18 protein-coding genes are annotated in these 18,161 nt (G+C 73.5%); 1 reads left to right on the forward strand and 17 read right to left on the reverse strand.

Annotated features, from left to right (window positions below):
- The first annotated feature begins 112 nt into the window (after positions 1-112).
- Positions 113-883 carry a TSUP family transporter gene (locus tag FGE12_RS22045; protein ID WP_153868531.1) on the forward strand — a complete coding sequence of 257 codons (771 nt, stop codon included), beginning with the start codon at positions 113-115 and terminating at the stop codon, positions 881-883.
- Positions 884-902: 19 nt separating this feature from the next.
- Here FGE12_RS22045 and FGE12_RS22050 read toward each other — a convergent pair whose 3' ends face one another.
- From FGE12_RS22050 to FGE12_RS22130, 17 genes are all read right to left on the reverse strand, one after another.
- Positions 903-1,109 (reverse strand): hypothetical protein, encoded by a 207-nt coding sequence (locus FGE12_RS22050; RefSeq protein ID WP_153868532.1) that lies wholly within the window; start codon positions 1,107-1,109, stop codon positions 903-905.
- A gap of 93 nt (positions 1,110-1,202) precedes the next feature.
- Entirely contained in the window at positions 1,203-1,718 is a 516-nt protein-coding gene (locus FGE12_RS22055) for a YfbM family protein (protein ID WP_153868533.1), read from the reverse strand.
- A 13-nt stretch (positions 1,719-1,731) separates the two neighbouring features.
- On the reverse strand, positions 1,732-3,399 hold the full coding sequence (locus tag FGE12_RS22060) for a methylmalonyl-CoA mutase (RefSeq protein WP_153868534.1): 1,668 nt from the start codon (positions 3,397-3,399) through the stop codon (positions 1,732-1,734).
- Positions 3,400-3,405: 6 nt separating this feature from the next.
- Positions 3,406-3,915: a biotin/lipoyl-containing protein gene (locus tag FGE12_RS22065; protein WP_153868535.1), complete on the reverse strand. Its 510-nt coding sequence runs from the start codon at positions 3,913-3,915 to the stop codon at positions 3,406-3,408.
- Between the two features lie 24 nt (positions 3,916-3,939).
- The gene (gene accC, locus FGE12_RS22070; RefSeq protein ID WP_153868536.1) at positions 3,940-5,448 is read right to left on the reverse strand and encodes an acetyl-CoA carboxylase biotin carboxylase subunit; all 1,509 of its coding nucleotides are present in this window, start codon (positions 5,446-5,448) and stop codon (positions 3,940-3,942) included.
- 88 nt (positions 5,449-5,536) lie between these two features.
- On the reverse strand, positions 5,537-6,166 hold the full coding sequence (locus FGE12_RS22075) for a hypothetical protein (protein ID WP_153868537.1): 630 nt from the start codon (positions 6,164-6,166) through the stop codon (positions 5,537-5,539).
- A gap of 121 nt (positions 6,167-6,287) precedes the next feature.
- On the reverse strand, positions 6,288-7,385 hold the full coding sequence (gene cheB / locus FGE12_RS22080; RefSeq protein ID WP_153868538.1) for a chemotaxis-specific protein-glutamate methyltransferase CheB: 1,098 nt from the start codon (positions 7,383-7,385) through the stop codon (positions 6,288-6,290).
- The gene (locus FGE12_RS22085; RefSeq protein WP_194798155.1) at positions 7,382-8,248 is read right to left on the reverse strand and encodes a protein-glutamate O-methyltransferase CheR; all 867 of its coding nucleotides are present in this window, start codon (positions 8,246-8,248) and stop codon (positions 7,382-7,384) included. Before FGE12_RS22085 ends, cheB begins: the two co-directional genes overlap by 4 nt.
- Positions 8,245-8,892, reverse strand: a complete 648-nt coding sequence (locus FGE12_RS22090) for a chemotaxis protein CheW (RefSeq protein WP_370459106.1) — start codon at positions 8,890-8,892, stop codon at positions 8,245-8,247. The genes FGE12_RS22085 and FGE12_RS22090 overlap by 4 nt, the downstream gene beginning before the upstream one ends.
- Positions 8,889-10,559, reverse strand: a complete 1,671-nt coding sequence (locus FGE12_RS22095) for a methyl-accepting chemotaxis protein (RefSeq protein ID WP_153868539.1) — start codon at positions 10,557-10,559, stop codon at positions 8,889-8,891. Before FGE12_RS22095 ends, FGE12_RS22090 begins: the two co-directional genes overlap by 4 nt.
- The gene (locus FGE12_RS22100) at positions 10,556-12,247 is read right to left on the reverse strand and encodes a chemotaxis protein CheA (RefSeq protein ID WP_153868540.1); all 1,692 of its coding nucleotides are present in this window, start codon (positions 12,245-12,247) and stop codon (positions 10,556-10,558) included. The genes FGE12_RS22095 and FGE12_RS22100 overlap by 4 nt, the downstream gene beginning before the upstream one ends.
- 16 nt (positions 12,248-12,263) lie before the next feature.
- The gene (locus tag FGE12_RS31030) at positions 12,264-12,761 is read right to left on the reverse strand and encodes a chemotaxis protein CheD (protein WP_153868541.1); all 498 of its coding nucleotides are present in this window, start codon (positions 12,759-12,761) and stop codon (positions 12,264-12,266) included.
- Positions 12,758-13,600 carry a GAF domain-containing protein gene (locus FGE12_RS22110; protein WP_153868542.1) on the reverse strand — a complete coding sequence of 281 codons (843 nt, stop codon included), beginning with the start codon at positions 13,598-13,600 and terminating at the stop codon, positions 12,758-12,760. The genes FGE12_RS31030 and FGE12_RS22110 overlap by 4 nt, the downstream gene beginning before the upstream one ends.
- An 11-nt stretch (positions 13,601-13,611) precedes the next feature.
- Positions 13,612-13,986, reverse strand: a complete 375-nt coding sequence (locus tag FGE12_RS22115; RefSeq protein WP_194798156.1) for a response regulator — start codon at positions 13,984-13,986, stop codon at positions 13,612-13,614.
- 306 nt (positions 13,987-14,292) lie between these two features.
- Complete coding sequence (locus tag FGE12_RS22120; RefSeq protein ID WP_153868543.1) at positions 14,293-15,855, reverse strand: acyl-CoA carboxylase subunit beta; 1,563 nt, start codon at positions 15,853-15,855, stop codon at positions 14,293-14,295.
- Positions 15,856-15,913: 58 nt separating this feature from the next.
- The gene (locus FGE12_RS22125) at positions 15,914-16,510 is read right to left on the reverse strand and encodes a PilZ domain-containing protein (RefSeq protein WP_153868544.1); all 597 of its coding nucleotides are present in this window, start codon (positions 16,508-16,510) and stop codon (positions 15,914-15,916) included.
- Between the two features lie 114 nt (positions 16,511-16,624).
- Positions 16,625-18,061 carry a hypothetical protein gene (locus FGE12_RS22130; protein WP_153868545.1) on the reverse strand — a complete coding sequence of 479 codons (1,437 nt, stop codon included), beginning with the start codon at positions 18,059-18,061 and terminating at the stop codon, positions 16,625-16,627.
- Between the last annotated feature and the right edge of the window lie 100 nt (positions 18,062-18,161).

Raw genomic sequence — 18,161 nt, forward strand, 5'->3', positions numbered from 1 at the left:
GGGAACCTCGGCAGGGCAGGGGAGACGGCCCCGATTGTGCGCCGGGGCGGGGTGGTAGGGGCAAGTTCCCGGCAGCGCTCGGGGGCCGAGGCGTGGTACTCGGCCGGTCGACTTGCACGCCCTCGCGCCGCTCCAGCTCCTGCTGCTGTGCTTTGCCGCCCTGTGCGCAGGGATCGTGGACGCCATCGCGGGAGGGGGCGGGCTCATCACCCTGCCCGTGCTGCTCTCCACCGGGCTTCCGCCGCACCTCGCGCTGGGCACGAACAAGGGCCAGAGCGTGTTCGGCTCCTTCGCCGCCCTGGTGCGCTTCAGCCGAGGCGGCATGGTGGACGGAGGGCTCGCGCGCTGGACCTTCCCGCTGGGCCTGGTGGGCTCGCTGCTGGGCGCCGCGCTCGTGCTCGCGCTCAAGCCCGAGGTGCTCAAGCCGCTCGTGCTCGTGCTGCTCATCGCGGTGGCCGTGTTCCTCACCTTCCGCAGGGCGCCCCCGCCCGGCGGCCACCCGCAGCCCCCGCGCCAGCGGCTGCTCGCCATCGGTGCGCTCGTGGCGCTCGCCATCGGCGCCTACGACGGCTTCTTCGGCCCCGGCACCGGCACCTTCCTCATCATCGCGTTCTCGGGCCTGCTCGGGCGCACCCTGAGCCGTGCGAGCGCGGACGCGAAGGTGGTGAACTTCGCGTCGAACCTCGCGGCCGTGGGGCTGTTCGCCAGCCGCGGTGTCGTGCTCTGGCAGTACGCACTTCCCATGGCTGCCGCCCAGTTCACCGGCGCGTGGATCGGGGCACACCTCGCCGTGCGCGGCGGGGACCGGTTCGTGCGCATCGTCGTGCTCGGCGTGGTGCTCGCGCTGGTGCTGAAGCTCGGGCACGACGTGCTGGCGGGGTAGGCAATCCTTTGAAGTCGCTCTAGCGCCGGCCGCCGCTGCGGGTGCCTGCGCCACCGCCCGCGCCGCGCGAGTCCTTGCGCTTCTGCTGCCGCGCCTGCTCCGCGCGCAGCGCCCCGCCGATGCGCTTGCCCGCCACCTTCGTCATCTTCCCCACCTCGTGGCCGGGGTGGCGGTACTTCTGCGGGAGCTGACTCGCGTCGAAGCGGGAGGGGGGCTTGAAGTTCATGCCGGCACGGTGGGCATGGAGGCGGGGGCGCGCAGCAGGCAGCCAGGCTCCCTCACCCCGACCCTCTCCCAGGGGGAGAGGGAGGACGCGAGCCTACGAGAGGACGACGAGCATCCCGTGGCCCTGCGCGCTCACGCGGGCGAGGAAGGTCTTGAGCTCGGCGAAGTAGCTGAGCACGTAGCCGAGCGGGTCCTTCTCCCCCTGCTGGCCGTCCCAGATGTCCGGGTAGATCTCCAGCATGCGCATGCGCTCGGGGTCGAAGCGCGAGCGCAGCGCCGCGCCGTCCACGGGCGCGAGCGCCTGGGCGATGGCGCGCACGCCCGCGGCGTCGAAGCAGCGCGCCGGGCCGTAGCCCAGGTCCACCTCGCCCACCTCGCGCCCGCCGCGCTCGAGGAAGTCCAGGGGCGCCTGGCCCTCCACCGCGGTGCCGGTGAGCAGGAAGTGGATGCCGTGCCAGGCCTCGTCCAGGTCCAGCTCGAGGAAGGCGGCGCCCGAAGCGTCACCGAAGTCCTCCTCGTCCTCGAGGAAGGCCTCCAGCTGCTCGGGGTCCTTCAGCAGCGCGCGCAGCTGGGCATCCGTGGCGCTGCGCAGGTTGCAGATGATCGCCATCCTCGCGCGCTCCCTACAGGACGACGTGCTCTTTGTGCTCGCCGAACACGCTGCGCATCGCGTCCGAGATCTCCCCGAGCGTGGCGTAGGCCTTCACCGCGTCGAAGATGAAGGGGACCAGGTTCTCGTCCGGCTTCTCCGCGGCGCGCTTGAGCGCGTCCGTGGTGCGGGTGGCGGCCGCGTTGTCGCGCTCGCGGCGCAGCTGCTTGATCGCCTCCACCTGGCCGTGCTCCACGCTCTCGTCCACGCGCAGGAGCCCCGTGGGCGGCGGCTCCTGGATCTGGAACTGGTTCACGCCGACGACGACCTGGCGCTTGTCCTCCATGTCGCGCTGGGCCTGGTAGGCGGCGTCCTGGATCTCCCCCTGCGGGTAGCCCTGGGCAATGGCCTCCACCATGCCGCCCATGTCGTCGATGCGCTGGATGTACGCCTGCGCCTTCGCCTCGAGCTCGTCGGTGAGCTGCTCGATGGCCCAGCTGCCGCCCAGCGGGTCGATGATGTCCGCGACGCCGGACTCGTAGGCGATGACCTGCTGGGTGCGCAGCGCGAGGCGGGCCGCGGCCTCGGTGGGCAGGGCGAGCGCCTCGTCGCGGCTGTTGGTGTGCAGGGACTGCGTGCCGCCGAGCACCGCCGCGAGCGCCTGCAGCGCCACGCGCACCACGTTGTTGTCCACCTGCTGCGCGGTGAGGGTGCTGCCCGCGGTCTGCGAGTGGAAGCGCAGCATCATCGAGCGCGGGTCCTTCGCCTTGAAGCGCTCCTTCATGATGCGGGCCCAGAGGCGGCGCGCCGCGCGGAACTTGGCGATCTCCTCCAGGAAGTTGTTGTGCACGTTGAAGAAGAAGCTGAGGCGGCCGGCGAACTCGTCCACGTCCAGGCCGGCCTTCTGCGCCGCGTCCACGTACGCGATGCCGTCCGCGAGCGTGAAGGCGATCTCCTGCGCGGCGGTGCTGCCCGCCTCGCGGATGTGGTACCCGCTGATGCTGATGGGGTTCCACTTCGGAATCTTCTTCGCGCAGAACGCGAACATGTTGGTGATCAGCCGCAGGGAGGGCTGGGGCGGGTAGATGTACGTCCCGCGCGCCATGTACTCCTTGAGGATGTCGTTCTGCACCGTGCCGCTGAGCTGCTCGAGCGGCACGCCCTGCTTCTCGCCCACCGCCGCGTAGAGGCACAGCAGCGTGCTCGCGGTGGCGTTGATGGTCATGGAGGTGGAGACCTCGCCCAGGGGGATGCCGTGCATCAGCACCTCCATGTCCTTGAGCGAGGCGATGGACACGCCCACCTTGCCCACCTCACCGCGCGCCCTGCTGCTATCCGGGTCGCGCCCCATCTGGGTGGGCAGGTCGAAGGCCACCGAGAGCCCCGTCTGCCCGCTCTTGAGCAGGTAGTGGTAGCGCTCGTTCGCGTCCTTCGCGGTGCCGAAGCCCGCGTACTGGCGCATGGTCCAGAAGCGGCCGCGGTACATGGTGGGCTGCACGCCGCGGGTGAAGGGGTACTCGCCGGGCAGGCCCAGCTTCTCGGCGTACCCGGGGTGCTCGGCGTCCTCGCGCGGGGTGTAGACGGGCTCGGGCTCGATGCCGCTGGAGGTGGCGAACGAGCTCTTGCGCTCGCCGCCCTTGCTCTTCGCCTTGCCGTACACCGAGGCGGCCCAGCGGGCCTTCTGGTCCTTCACGTCTGCCATGACGAGCTACTCCACGACTACGAGCTTGGCGTTGATCTCCACGGCGCTGCCTTCCTTCGCGTGCAGCTCGGTGACCTTGCCGGCCTTGGGGCTCTTGAGCTCGTTCTCCATCTTCATCGCCTCGACGACGACGAGCCCCTGGCCCTCCTTCACCTCGTCACCCACGGCGACCAGGATCTTCACCACCTTGCCGGGCATGGGCGCGACGATGGTCTGCTTGCCCTCGGCGCTGAAGGCGGCGCCGGCGGCGCGCAGGCGCAGCTTGCGCTCGTTGGCCACGTCGATGCGGGTGATCTGGCCCTTGACCAGCACCGCCACCTCGTCGCCCACGTCCTCGAACTCGACGCCGTAGCTCTCGCCGTCCACCAGCATGCTCACCGCGCCGTGCTCGAGCGTGAGCGCGTCCACCAGGTGGGTCTTGCCGTTGAGCGTGAGCTTGTAGCGGCCCGGGCCGGCGGGCTCGATGTCCACCGGCGCGGGCTCCTTCTGGCCCTGCAGCTTCGTGAAGTAGCGCATTGGGAAGTCTCGGGAGAGGGAGATTTAACGGAGCGCGCGGCGCCAGGGGCTGATGGCGCCGCCGGTGCCGCTGCCCGCACCGGCCTTCTCGGTGAGGGTGCGCTTGAGCTTCTCGTCGCGCTCGTAGGCGTGCACCACGCTGGCCATGAGGGCGATCTCGGTGAGGTGCGGGTCCTCGCCGTGGGTGAGCGCCTCGTGGTGGCGCACGAGGAAGCTGGTGTCGTAGTCGCCGGCCTTGAACTCGGGGTGGTCGAGCACGGCCTTGAGGTAGCGCACGTTGGTGGTGATGCCCTTGACCACGTACTCGTCCAGCGCGCGGCGGCAGCGGGCCACGGCCTCGGCGCGGGTGGGGGCCCACACGCTGAGCTTGGAGATCATCGGGTCGTACGTCATCGGCACGGTGTAGCCGGCGTACACGCCCGAGTCGTCGCGCACGTTGGGGCCGCCGGGCACGCGCAGGTACTGGATCTTGCCCGGGCTGGGCATGAAGTTCTGCAGCGGGTCCTCGGCGTAGATGCGCACCTCGATGGCGTGGCCCTGGGGCTCGGGCGCTTCGCTCAGCGGGAGCTTCTCGCCCTCGGCGACCTTGATCTGCAGCGCCACCAGGTCCAGCCCCGTGACCCACTCGGTCACCGGGTGCTCCACCTGCAACCGGGTGTTCATCTCGAGGAAGTAGAAGTTGCGCTTGGAGTCCACGAGGAACTCCACCGTGCCCGCGCCCACGTAGTTCACGGCCTTGGCGGCCTTGACGGCGACCTCGCCCATGGCGCGGCGCATCTCGGGGGTGAGGATGGGGCTGGGCGTCTCCTCCACCACCTTCTGGTGGCGGCGCTGCGCCGAGCACTCGCGCTCGTTGAGGTGGATGGTGTTGCCGTACTGGTCGGCGAACACCTGGATCTCCACGTGGTGGGGCTTGTCGAGGTACTTCTCGATGTAGACCGCGTCGTTGCCGAACGCGTTCATCGCCTCGCTCTTCGCGCCGCGCCAGGCGGAGTCGAAGTCCTCGATGCGGTCCACGCGGCGCATGCCCTTGCCGCCGCCGCCGCCCGCGGCCTTGAGCATCACGGGGAAGTCGATCTTCTGGGAGTAGGCGCGCGCCTCCTCCAGCGTGGCGATGGGCTCCGCGGTGCCGGGCACCACGGGGACCCCCGCCTTGATCATGTTCTGGCGGGCGCGGGTCTTCTCGCCCATGGCGTCCATGGCGGAAGCCGGCGGGCCGATGAACGTGATGCCGGCCTTCTCGCAGGCGCGCACGAAGGACGCGTTCTCGCTGAGGAAGCCGTAGCCGGGGTGGATGGCATCCGCGCCGCTCTTCTTGGCGGCCTCGAGGATGCGCTCCTGCACGAGGTAGCTCTCGCGGCTGGGCGGGGGACCGACGAGGAACGCCTGGTCGGCGGTGCGCACGTGCAGCGCGGAGCGGTCCGCCTCGGAGAAGACGGCCACCGTGGCGATGCCGAGCTCCTTGCAGGTGCGCATCACCCGGATGGCGATCTCCCCGCGGTTGGCGACGAGGATCTTGCGGATCTTGGGCATGGGGCGCCCCCTTAGCACACCGAAGTGCAAAGGGGGCGCGCGCTGCGGGGGACCCGGGAGGGCCCGCCCCGGAGTGTTACGCGCTGCGCTACTTGCGGCTGCTCCTGTACTGCTCCATCAGGGCCTTGGCCTGGGCGAGCTTGGCCTCCACGAAGCGGTCGTCGTCGTCCGGCTCGGGGGGCAGCAGGGGCTCGTCATCGCCGGGGGCACCCGGGGGGCGGGGGGCGCCGGCGGCCTTGGCGAGGTCCGAGCCGAAGTCCGCCTCGGCGGCGAGCACGTTCTTCGCCGGCTCCCCGAGCAGGCGGGCGAGCGACACGGGCTCCACGGCGAGCCAGCGGGCCACCTGGCGCATGACCTCGGGGTACTCACCCTCGCGCACGCGCGGGGGCTGGCCGGGGCCGCTCACGCTGGCGCGCGCATAGCTCATGGCGCGGTCCGCATAGAGCCCCAGCGCCATGTCCCGGAAGTCCTGGGAGAGCGCCGCGGTGACGGCCTCCAGATGGGCCTCGAGGCTGGTGCCGCGGGGCTTGCTGCCCTGGGCGGGGCGAACCTCGGCGACGTGCCAGCCGGCGTCCGCGAGCGGGCCGGGAGCCTCGGCCCAGGCCACCTCGGGCATCGTGGCCTCGACCTCGGCGCACACCCGCTTCAGCGTCTGGCGCAGCGCGGTGAGGTTGCCTTCGACATCGGACAGGAACAGCAGCAAGCGGGGGTGGGACAAAAGCGAGCTCCTTGAGGGGCTTCTGCGGGGGCTTCGTGAAGAAGTGCCCCCAAGAAGCCCCTGCGCCGCGCGAAAATTTCCCCGCATCCCCGGCTCCCTGCCTGGTCTGCAGGCCTGCACGCTACGCCGGGGCGCGCCGGCCGCAGGCGCGCAGCAGCGCCGCGGGCATCTCCGGGAGCCCCACCACGGCCTGGGCCGCGCCGCTCTCGATGGCGACGCGGGGCATGCCGAACACCACGCAGCTCGCCTCGTCCTGGGCGAGCGTGGTGCTGCCGGCCTCGCGCATGGCGAGCAGGCCGCGCGCGCCGTCGTCCCCCATGCCGGTGAGCAGCAGGCCCACGGCGCCTGCCCCCGCGCAGGCGGCCACGGACTCGAAGAGCACGTTCACGCTGGGGCGGTGGCGCGAGACGAGCGGCCCCTGGTCCAGCTCCACGCCGAGGCCGCCCTCCGGCAGGCGGCGCACGCGCAGGTGGTGGTTGCCCGGGGCGATGAGCACCTGGCCCGCCTGCACGCGGTCTCCCGCGGCCGCCTCCTTCACGTGCAGGCGCGAGGCCGCATCGAGCGAGCGCGCGAACGCGGCGGTGAAGCCCTCGGGCATGTGCTGGGCCACGACGATGCCCGGGGTGTCCTCGGGCAGCGCCGCGAGCAGCAGCCGCAGCGCCTCGGGGCCGCCGGTGGAGGCGCCCACCGCGATGACCTGGCGCGCGCCGCCGGGGAGGGCGAGCGCGGCGGGGGAGGCAGCGGGGAAGGGGGCGCGCGGCAGCGGCGCGAGGGCCGGGCGGCGGCGGCGCGTCTGGGCGGCGGCGCGCAGGGTGTCCAGCAGCAGCACCGCGGACTCCTCGAGGAAGCCGCGCACGCCGAGCCGCGGCTTGCCCACCACGTCCGCGGCCCCGGCCTCGAGCGCTTCCAGCGCGCGCGCGGTGCCGGCCGCGGCGTAGCCCGAGCAGATGACCACGGGGACGGGGTTGGGCCCGCGCCGCAGCTGGCGCAGGAAGGAGAGCCCGTCCATGCGGGGCATCTCCAGGTCCAGCAGGATGACGTCCGGCTCCAGGCGCCGCATGCGCTCCATGGCGAAGAGCGGGTCGGCCGCCACGCTCACCTCCACGTCCGCGTGGCCGGAGAGCAGCTGCAGCATGCCCTGGCGCACCACGGCCGAGTCGTCGACGACGAGGACGCGCAGGGGCAGGGTCCGGGAGGGCGGGGGCGGCGCGGTGCTCATCGGGCCCGTCCGTAGATGGTGGGGGCGCGCGGCGCGACGCCGATGCCCGCGCCCAGCCCCAGGAGGCTCTCGGCGTGGCCCACGAAGAAGAGGCCGTCCGGCGCGAGCCGCTCCAGCAGCCTGCGCACCACGCGCGCCTTGCAGTCCGGGTCGAAGTACATGAGCACGTTGCGGCAGAAGACGAGGTCGAAGGGGACGTCGAACAGCGCTTGCGGCCAGGGCTGCTCCACCAGGTTGAGGCGCGCCCAGCGGATGCGCTCGCGCAGGGCCGTGCAGGCGCGCATGCGCCCGGCCTGCGGTCCGGTGCCCTCGAGCATGTAGCGCTTCAGGTAGGCCTCGGGGATGTCGCGCGCGCGGGCGAGCGGCCAGGTGGCGGCCTCGGCGGCGCGCAGCACGCGGGTGGAGAGATCCGTGGCGAGCACCTCCACCTTCCAGCCCTCCTCCGCCGGCAGGTGCTCCATCAGGAGCATGGCGAGGCTGAAGGGCTCCTCGCCGGTGGAGCAGGCGGCGCTCCAGGCGCGCACGGTGCGCGAGCGGGTGCCCGCGGCGGCCTGGGCGCGCCAGGCGGGCAGCACGCGCTCGCACAGGTACTGGAAGTGCTGCGGCTCGCGGAAGAAGTGCGTCTCGTTGGTGGAGACGCAGTCGAGCATGTGCACCCGCTCCTCGGGGCTCTGCTCCACGCGGGCGTAGTAGGCGTCGAAGCTCTCCAGGCCCAGCTCGCGCACGCGCCGGGTGAGCCGGCCCACCAGCAGCGAGCGCTTGGCGTCCGTGAGGGAGATGCCCGCTGCCTCGCGCACGAGGTGCTGGAAGCGGGCGAACCCGGGGTCGCTCAGGGGCGGCAGCTCGGTGGGCCCCCAGCTCACGGCTCGCCGGCCTCGGACGGCGCGGAGGGCTGGGCCGGCTCGGCCGGCGCTTCGGCCGAGGCCTCGGTCGCAGCGTCAGGCGCTGCCTCGGGCGCGGTGATCGTCCCGGCGAGCTCCAGCTCGGAGGCGGTGAGGACGCGGTCGATGTCCAGCAGGAGCACGAACTGCTTGTCGCGCTTGCCCAGCCCCTGCAGGTACTCGAGCCGCAGCCCGGCGCCGAGCGCGGGCGGGGGCTGGATGTCCCCGGCGCCGAAGTCCAGCACCTCCTCCACCGTGTCCACCAGCGCGCCCAGCAGCACCGTCTCCCCCCTGGCCGGGGTGCCCGGGGGGCCCGGGGGGCCCGGGTCGACGGCCACCTCGAGCACCACCACGCAGCTCCACTTGCTCAGCGGGCTCTGCGGCCGGCCGAGCTTCACCGCGAGGTCCACCACGGGCAGCGCGCTGCCGCGGCGGTCGAGCACGCCGCGGATGAAGGCGGGGGTGTTGGGGACGGGCGTGACGGTCTCGAACTGCAGGATCTCGTGCACGCGCAGGATGGGCACCGCGCAGGTGTCCGCGCCGAGGCGGAAGCTCAGGAACTGCTGGACCGGCGCCGGCGCCTCCAGGTCCCTCGTGTCGGCGCGCCTCGCTCCCGGGCGCCTCACTTGGCGGCTCCGAAGGGACGGAAGTCGGCGTCGTCGCTGTGCGGCGCGCTCGCCGTGGCGCTGCGCGTGGGCAGGTAGGTGGGAGCGGCCGGGGCCGCGCGCGGGGGCGGGGCGGAGCGGGGCGGCGCGGAGGGCGCGGCCGGGGGCCGCTCGGCGAGCTCGAAGAAGGAGATGAGGCTGCGCAGGCCGTCCGCCTGCTGGGCCATCTCCTCCGCCGTGGCGCTGAGCTCCTCGGCGGCCGAGGCGTTGCGCTGGGTGACCTCGTCCACGGTGCCCATGGCGCGGCTGATCTGCGCGACGCCGGTGGCCTGCTCGCTGGAGGCGGCGCTCACCTCCTGCACCAGCTCGGCGGCCTTGCGGATGGTGGGCACCAGCGCGCCGAGCAGCTGCCCGGAGCGCTCAGCGGTCCGCACGCTCGAGTCCGCGACGCCGGCGATCTCCTTGGCGGCCTTCTGGCTGCGCTCGGCGAGCTTGCGCACCTCGGTGGCCACCACGGCGAAGCCGCGGCCCTGGTCGCCCGCGCGCGCCGCCTCGATGGCCGCGTTGAGGGCGAGCAGGTTCGTCTGGTAGGCGATCTCCTCGATGATGCCGATGCGCTCGGCGATGCTGCGCATGGCCACCACCGTCTCCTGCACCGCGCGGCTGCCCTCCTCCACCTCGAGCGCGGCCTGGCGCGAGCTGGCCTCCGTCTGGCGGCCCACCTCGGCGTTCTGGGTGATGGAGGCGTTCATCTGCTGCAGGCTCGCGCTGGTCTCCTCCACCGAGGAGGCCTGCTCGCTGGTGCCCTGCGAGAGCGCCTGGGAGGCGGACGAGATCTGCTCGCTGCCGGCCGACAGCGCGCTCGCGCCGGTGCTCACCTCGCCGATGATGCGGGCGAGCTGCTCCACCATGGCGCGCATCGCACGCTGCAGCTTGCCGGTCTCGTCCCCGCGGTCCACCTCCACGCGCTCGCGCAGGTTGCCCTGGGCGATGCGCTCGGCGTGGCGCACCACGGTGTCGATGGGGCGGGTGACGCTGCGGGTGGTGAGGACGGCGAACACCGCCGCGAAGCAGACGGCGAACAGGGTGAAGGCGAAGAGGAGGGCGCGCGTGCGCAGGAAGCGCGCGTCGTTGGCGTTGTCGGTGTCCACCATCAGCGTGTGCTCGTGCTCGATGAGGGCCTTCCAGGTCGCGCGGTAGGCGTCGAGGGCGGGCACCATCTCCTGGTTCATCAGGAGGATGGCGTCCGGGCCCTCGCCGCGGGCGAAGAGCAGCTTCACCCGCTCGCGGCTCTCGATGTAGGGCTTGCGCGCGGCCGTCACCGCCTTGAGCAGCTCGCGCTCGCGCTCGGTCTCGAGCCGCGCCTCGATCCTGCTCACGCGCTCGGTGATGCCCTTCGTGTTCTCGGCCATGTGGGCGGCGAGGCGCTGCTGCTCCTCGGCGTTCGCCCCCACGTTGCTCATGAGGATGAGCCGCATGGTGTTCAGGGCGTTCTCCTCGTGCAGGCTCGCCGCCTCGCTCAGCAGTGCGATGGTCCCGTAGCGCCCGTCCACGAGCTCGGTCGAGGCGTCGTTCATGCGCCCCATGGTGTCCACGGCGAAGAGGCCGGCCGTCAGCAGGATGGCCACGAGCGTGGCGAAGGCGAGGCCGAGGCGGGTTCCGATGCTCCAGTTGTTCCAGTGACTCATGGTGTGCTCGGGCGAGGGGGGGAGGAGGGGAGGACGGGCTGCAGCGCCTGGCGCAGCAGGGTGGGCACGTCCAGGATGAGGGCAACGCGGCCGTCGCCGAGGATGGCGGAGCCGGCGATGCCCGGGAGGCGGTGGAAGAGGCGGCCGAGCGGCTTGACCACGGTCTGGCCCTCGCCGAGCAGCGCATCCACGGCGAGGCCGGCGTGGCCGCGCCCGTGGCGCACCACCACCACGCACTCGCGCGCGGGCGCCGGGCCCGGGACGCGGAAGTGGCTGCGCAGCCGCAGGTAGGGCAGCGCCGCGCCGCGCAGGCTGAAGAGCCCGCTCGCGCGCCCGCGCCCCTCGGCCTCGAGTGGCAGGTCCAGGCACTCGGTGACGCTCTCGAGCGGTAGCACGTAGACCTCGGGGCCCACCTGCACGCGGAAGCCCTGGATGAGGGCGAGCGTGAGCGGCAGGCGCAGGGTGATGCGGGTGCCCTGGCCCGGGGAGCTCTCCACCGAGGCGCTGCCGCGCAGCTGCTCCAGGTTGCGCCGCACCACGTCCAGGCCCACGCCGCGGCCGGACAGCTCGGTGACGGTCTCGGCGGTGGAGAAGCCGGGGGCGAAGATGAGCGCGTCCAGCGCCGCGGGCTCGGGCGTCTCGTCCGGGCCCACCAGGCCGCGCTCGCGGGCGCGCGCGAGCACGCGCCCGCGCGCGATGCCCGCCCCGTCGTCGCTCAGCTCCACGCCCACGGTGGAGCCCTCGTGGAAGGCGCGCAGCATCAGCCGGGCGCAGGGGTCCTTGCCCAGCGCCTGGCGCAGGGCGGGCGCCTCGACGCCGTGGTCCAGCGCGTTGCGCACCATGTGCTGGAGCGGGTCCTTGAGCTGCTCGAGCACCGCGTTGTCGATCTCCACGCTCTCGCCCTGCAGCTCGAGCCGCGCGCGCTTGCCCAGGGAGGCGGCGAGGTCGCGCACGGTGCGCACGAGCGGGCGGAACGCGGTGCCCACCGGCACCATGCGCGCGCGCAGCACCAGCTCCTGCAGGTCGAGGAAGAGGCGGTCGGTGCCGCGCTGGGCCTCGAGCGCGGCCTCGGCCGAGGCGCTGCCGCGCTCCATCAGGTCCGTCACCCGGGCGCGGGCGATGGCGAGCTCGCCGCACAGGTCCAGCATGCGGTCGAGCCGCTGCGCCTCCACGCGCAGGGAGCGGCCCCGGGGCGCGGGCGCGAGCGGCTCGGCCGCAGGGGGCTCGGCCGCGGGAGGCGGGGCGGGGCGCGCGCCGGGCAGGTGCCCCGCGGCCGCGGCGGCGAGCCGCGCGCGCAGCAGGGCGAGCGAGGCGGGCTCGGCGTCCGCTTCGGAGTGAGCTTCGGAGTGAGCTTCGGCGTCACGGCCCTCGATGGCGAGCGCGCCCAGCTGGCGCAGCCCGTCCGCCGCGTCGAGCAGCAGGCTGACCAGGTCCCGGTCCGCGCGCAGGCGCCCGGAGCGCAGGGGCTCGAGCACCTCCTCGAGCGCGTGGGCGAGCGCGCTCACCGCGTCGAAGCCGACGAGCGAGGCGGAGCCCTTGAGGGTGTGCGCGGTGCGGAAGAGCGACTGGAGCAGCTCCGCGTCGTCCGGGCGCGCCTCGAGCAGGAGCAGCCCCTGCTCGAACTCGGCGAGCCGCTCCTCGGCCTCGGCGGCGAAGGTGCGCACCAGCAGGTCGTGGTCGAACTCCATGCTCAGCGGCCCTCCATCAGAAGGCCCTCACGCGGGCGGCGCCGTCGTCGGTGTGGAAGAGGAGCTGGCGGCCGCGGGTGCCCCCCGTCTCGCGCGAGGCGACGGGGATGTTCAGCGCGGCGAGGAAGCGCAGCGCGAGCTGCACGTTGTCCGCGCCCAGGTGGCGCGCGTGCTCCAGCTCCTGCATCACGTGCGCGCCGCCCACCACGTGGGCCTGCAGGTGCGCCGGCGCCGAGCCCAGCGCGGCGAGGCGGGTGACGAGCTCGGGCAGGGCGGCGTCCCCGTAGCGGGCGGAGGGGGCCTCGCCCGCGGGGGCGAAGGGCAGCATGTAGTGGTTGAGCCCGCCCACTCCCAGGCGCGCGTCCCAGAGGCACACCGCCACGCAGGAGCCGAGCACGGTGGTGACGGCGGTGGGCGTGGCGGTGGCGAGCACGGCGCCCGCGTACAGGTAGTGCGCGGCGCGCTGCGGCGCCGGGGCCGCGTGCTGAAGGGAGAGGCCGCGCACGGCGCTCACCGGACCCGCGACTGCTGCTGCAGCTCGTGCAGGCGCGCGCAGTAGAGGGCCGTGGAGGCGTGGGTGCCCAGCTGCTGGAACAGCGCGCGGTCCACCGCGTCCAGCCGCTCCTTGTGGGGCAGCAGCCGGAAGATGGCCACCGCGCCCACCGGCACGGGGCCCACGCGCAGCGGCACGCAGGCGCTCAGGGTGCGCTCGTGGGGCAGCGCGCCGATGTCCGTGTCGTCGTCCGCCACCCACACCTGGCCGCTGCGCAGCGCCTGGCCGAGCAGGCCGCGCGCCGCGCTCACCCGGCGCAGGGGACCAGCGTCCACGCCGAGCGAGCGCGCGAGCTCGAGCGCCTGGCCATCCTCGCTCGCCTCGAAGAGGGCCACCTGCTCGGTGCCCACCAGGTTCACCACGATGTCCTGCAGCGCCTCGAGCACCTCCTGGCGGCTGAGCAGGCCGTGCAGGCGGCTCGCGGCCACGGCGCCGTTGAGCAGCTGGAAGCCCTGCTGCTCCACCGCCTGGAAGCGCTCGGTGAGCTGCTGGTTCTCCGCCTGGATGCCGTCCAGCAGCTGCTGCATGCGCGCGAGCTGGGTGTCGCGCGCGCGCAGCGCCTCGCGCAGCGGGTCCGGCGCGGCGGCAGCGAGCGGGAGGGAGGCCGGGGCGGCGAGCGGCGGGGGCGTGGGCCGCGCGGGCGAGACGGTGCCGAGCCGGTCGCTCTCGCGGCGCAGGGTGGCCACCAGGTCCCTCAGGCCGTCGTTCACCCGCTGCAGGTTCTCCGCCTGGGTCTTCTGTGCGGCCTGGCTCTTCTCGAGCAGGGCGGTGAGGGGCAGCTCCTTCATCGGATCCTTCATCACGGGGGGCTTCAGGAGCCGAGGTGGTTGCGCACCTTCGCGAGCAGCTCGGGGGCGTTGATGGGCTTGAAGACGTAGTCGTTGCAGCCGCTCTCGTAGCCGGCCGTCACGTTCTCCAGCTCGCTGCGGGTGGTGACCATGATGACGGGGATGCGGCGGGTGGCCTCCTGCGCGCGCAGCTCGCGCAGGGCCTCGAAGCCGCCCAGGGTGGGCATCATCACGTCCATCAGGATGAGGTCCGGCCGCTCGCTCAGCGCCTTGTCCACCGCCTCGCGCCCGTTGGTGGCGGTGAGCAGCTCATAGGGCTCGCGGCCCAGGCACATCTGCTCCATGAGGAGCACCGTCCTCGAGTCGTCGACGAGCAGGACCTTCTTCTTGGTGGGCACTCGGGTGCTCCGGGGAGGGCCGCCGCTGCGGGGCAGGGCGGAGCGGAGCTTCTCGATTGCAACAGCCGTTCCCCGCAGGGTCAGGAGCGCCCCGCCCGGGGGCGCCCGGCCGCGGCGGCGCAAGTGCCCGCAATCTCTCGCCGCAGCAGGCCCACAGGGGGCGCGGCTGCGGGGTTCCGGTGGGTCAACCGCGACACGGTGGGGGGTCAATGACCCGCTCCGCGGGACAGGGCAGAAACGACACACCCGCGCACCCGCGGCGAGGCGGGGCGCGGGTGTGGGCGCGCAGCGGGCGCGGGGTGTGCGCTAGAGCGGGATGTTGCCGTGCTTGCGCGGCGGGTTGGTCTGGCGCTTGTCCTTGAGCATCTCGAGCGCGCGGATCACCTTGTTGCGGGTCTCCTCGGGGCGGATGACCTCGTCGATGTAGCCGAGCTCCGCGGCCTTGAAGGGGTTGGCGAACTTCTCGCGGTAGTCGTTCACGAGCCTGGTGCGCTCGGCGTTGGGGTCGGACGCCTTCTGCAGCTCGTTGCGGAAGATGATGTTCACCGCGCCCTCGGGGCCCATCACGGCGATCTCCGCGGTGGGGTAGGCGTAGTTGATGTCCGCGCGGATGTGCTTGCTCGCCATGACGTCGTACGCGCCGCCGTACGCCTTGCGGGTGATGACGGTGACCTTGGGCACGGTGGCCTCGGCGAAGGCGTAGAGCAGCTTGGCGCCGTGGGTGATGATGCCGCCCCACTCCTGGTCGGTGCCGGGCAGGAAGCCGGGCACGTCCACGAAGGTGACGAGCGGGATGTTGAAGCAGTCGCAGAAGCGCACGAAGCGGGCGGCCTTGATGCTCGCGTCGATGTCCAGGCAGCCGGCGAGGAAGGCCGGGTTGTTGGCCACGATGCCCACGGGCCGCCCGTTCATGCGCGCGAAGCCCACGACGATGTTCTTCGCGTAGTGCTCCTGCACCTCGAAGAAGTGCTTGTGGTCCACCACCGCCCGCACCAGCTCCTTGATGTCGTAGGGCTTGTTCGGGTTGCTGGGGACGATGCTCTTGAGCAGCTCCTCGGCGCGGAAGGCGTCGTCGTCACAGGGCTGGACGGGCGGGTCCTCCTGGTTGTTGGACGGGAGGAAGCTGAGCAGCTCGCGGGTGAGGCTGATGCTGGCTTGCTCGTTCTCCGCGGCGAAGTGGGCCACGCCAGACTTCTGGTTGTGCGCGAGCGCGCCGCCCAGGGCCTCCTTGGAGACCTCCTCGTGCGTCACCGTCTTGATGACGTCCGGGCCGGTGATGAACATGTAGCTGGTGTCCTTCACCATCACGATGAAGTCGGTGATGGCGGGGGAGTACACCGCGCCGCCGGCGCAGGGGCCGAGGATGAGGGAGATCTGCGGCACCACGCCCGAGGCGAGCGTGTTGCGCAGGAAGATGTCCGCGTAGCCGGCGAGGCTCTCCACGCCCTCCTGGATGCGCGCGCCGCCCGAGTCGTTGAGGCCCACCACCGGGGCGCCCACGCGGGTGGCCATGTCCATGATCTTGCAGATCTTCTGCGCGTAGGCGCCGGAGAGGCTGCCGCCGAAGACGGTGAAGTCCTGGGCGAAGACGAAGACCTTGCGGCCCTCCACCGTGCCGTAGCCGGTGACCACGCCGTCGCCGAGGATCTTCTTGCCGCCCATGCCGAAGTCGTTCGAGCGGTGGGTGACGAACTTGTCCAGCTCCTGGAAGCTGCCGGGGTCCAGGAGCAGGTCGATGCGCTCGCGGGCGGTCAGCTTGCCGGCCTCGTGCTGCTTGGCGATGCGGTCGGCGCCGCCGCCCAGCTCGGCCTGCTGCTCCATCTTCTGGAGCCGTGCGCGAAGGGGATCGTTCTCAGGGGTTCCGTCCATGGTGCCGCGCACTTATCACGACTGCGGGCGGCAGGAAGGGCCCTGCAAGTGGGAGTGCCTAGCTCAGGAAGGGGCGCAACACCTGGGCGAGCCGCTCCGGGGCGTGGAAGGCCACCCCCACCCCGGCCGGCCCCAGGGCGCTGCCGGGGCTCAGGTGCACCACGCGCCCCTCGAAGGCAAAGCTCTTCTCGAGCCAGGCGAGCTGCACCTGCACCTCCACGTGGGCGTCGCGGGCGAGGCGGTCCTGGGTGGGCACGAAGGCGCCCCCCACGCGCAGCTCGCGCGTCCAGGCCTGGGCGAGCGCGGTGGGGCTCGCGAAGCGCAGGAGCAGGGGGCCGGGCGCCACGCCCAGCACCTCGGTCATCGCCTCTGCCGGAGGGAGGAAGCGCACGCTGAAGCCGCCGCGCGCGGCCGCCGTGAGGCCCGCGGGCACCTGCTTGTGCCGCCGCACCTCGCCCTCGAAGTAGAGGCTGCGCTCGGGGCCGAGCTGCAGCTGCAGGTGCAGCCGCGTGCCCAGGGGCGGCAGGCGCGCCGCGGTGACGAAGCAGCCGCCGCTCGACACGTCCGTGGTGAAGGCGGTGTGGCTCAGGTCCTGCTCGCCGTAGCGAACGGAGAGCCGGCGGCTCAGCCGCCGGTGCCTGCGCTTCTCGGTCATGGTGTCCCCCCGTGCTGCCGCTGCTGCGGGCGGGCACCCTAGTCCGGCCGCGGCGCGCGGGGAAAGCCGATTCGGCGGGGCTTGCGGGAGCTCCGGCCGGAGCGCCGCCGGAGCTCACGGCGCGCCGGCGAGGCGCCAGCGCAGGGCGAAGCGGTGCGGCGCGCTGCCCCCGCCGTCCACCCAGCCCAGGGCCGGCTCGCTGCCGCGCAGCAGCGGGCCCAGCTCGGCGCCCGCGGCGAAGAGGGCCGCGAGCTCGCGGCTCCCCACGACGTCCATCAGCGACACCTGCGCGAGCGCGCGCGCCACGAGGCGCGGGTCCAGCGCGAGCTCCACGCCGTGCGCGGCGGCGGCGGGCGCAGCGCCGGCGGGCGCGGCGGAGAGCTGGCGCACCAGCGCCTCCGAGACGGCCGCGTCCGTGCCCACCACGAGGTGGCGCCCGCCGGCCCCCTCCACGACGCGCAGCTGCAGGGTGCCCGCGGGCAGCGCCACCGCCCAGCCGTCCGGCAGCGCGCTCGCGCCGGGCAGCTTCGCGAGCGGGGCGAGGGCGGCCCTCACCGCGGCCGCGTCGGTGATCTCGGCGGCGAGCGCCTGGCGCGGAGCGAAGAGGCGCGCGGCGGGGCTGCGCAGGGCGCCGCGCGTGCGCACCTCGGCCACCTGCACCAGCACCTGCCCGGTGAGGCGCGCGGCCACCGCGTCCGCCACGGAGGTGAGCGCGGCCCTGGGGCACTCGGGACAGGCCTCCTGCACCTGGAGGCGCAGGGCCGTGACCACCGCGGGCAGCGCGCCCTTCAGCACGTGCGCGCGCGCCTGCAGCAGCTGGGGGCCCGCGGCCGGGGCGGGGTAGGGGCTCGCGCCAGCGGAGGCGAAGGGGGGCAGGGGCAGCGCGCGGCTCTGGCCCTGCAGCTGCAGCGACTGCGCGTCGCCCTCGAGCCCCACCGCGCCCTCCTGCTCGCCGGTGCGCAGGACGAAGAGCGCGCCCGGCAGCTTCGCGAGCCGCGCGTCCGGCCGGGGGCTCGCGCGCACCAGGCGCTTGGCCTCCGCGAGCAGGCGCTTCGTTCCCTCGGGCGTGGGGCCCGCGAAGGCGCAGGCCTCGGCGCCCTGCAGCGCGTAGCCCGCCTGCAGGCCCGTCGTCTCCAGCGTGAGGGTGCTCAGCGCGCCCGTGCGCCGCAGGGTGAGGGGCGCGTGCAGCGCAGCCTCCGCGGCGCGGCGGAAGAGGGCGGCGTCGGAGAGCCGGGTGCAGGTGATGCGCCCCTCGGCGCGCAGCGAGGTGGTGGCCGCGCCTGCGGGGTCGATGCCGCTGGCGCGCAGGCTCTCGGGCTGGAAGGGGTCCACGGGGAGGAAGGGGTGGAAGTCGCCCGTCCAGGCCTCGGGGCGCAGCAGCGGGGCGAGCGCGCCGGCGCGGGTGAGGAAGGCCGCCACCCCGCCGAGCCGGTCCAGGCGCGGCGCGTGGACCACCGTCTGCGCGCCGGCGGCGGCGCGCGGGGTGGGCGTGGGGGCCGCAGGCGCGGGGGAGGGAGCGGCGGCGAGCAGCGCGAGCAGGGGCAGGAGCATGGCGGCTGGTGAGAGCAGCGCCCACCCGGGGCTGTCAAGGCGCGAGGGCGCGCGTGTGGGCGGGTGAAGGCATTGCGAAACGGAGCCCGGCCCCCTTGCT

Source organism: Aggregicoccus sp. 17bor-14 (assembly GCF_009659535.1).
Taxonomy (GTDB): Bacteria; Myxococcota; Myxococcia; order Myxococcales; family Myxococcaceae; genus Aggregicoccus.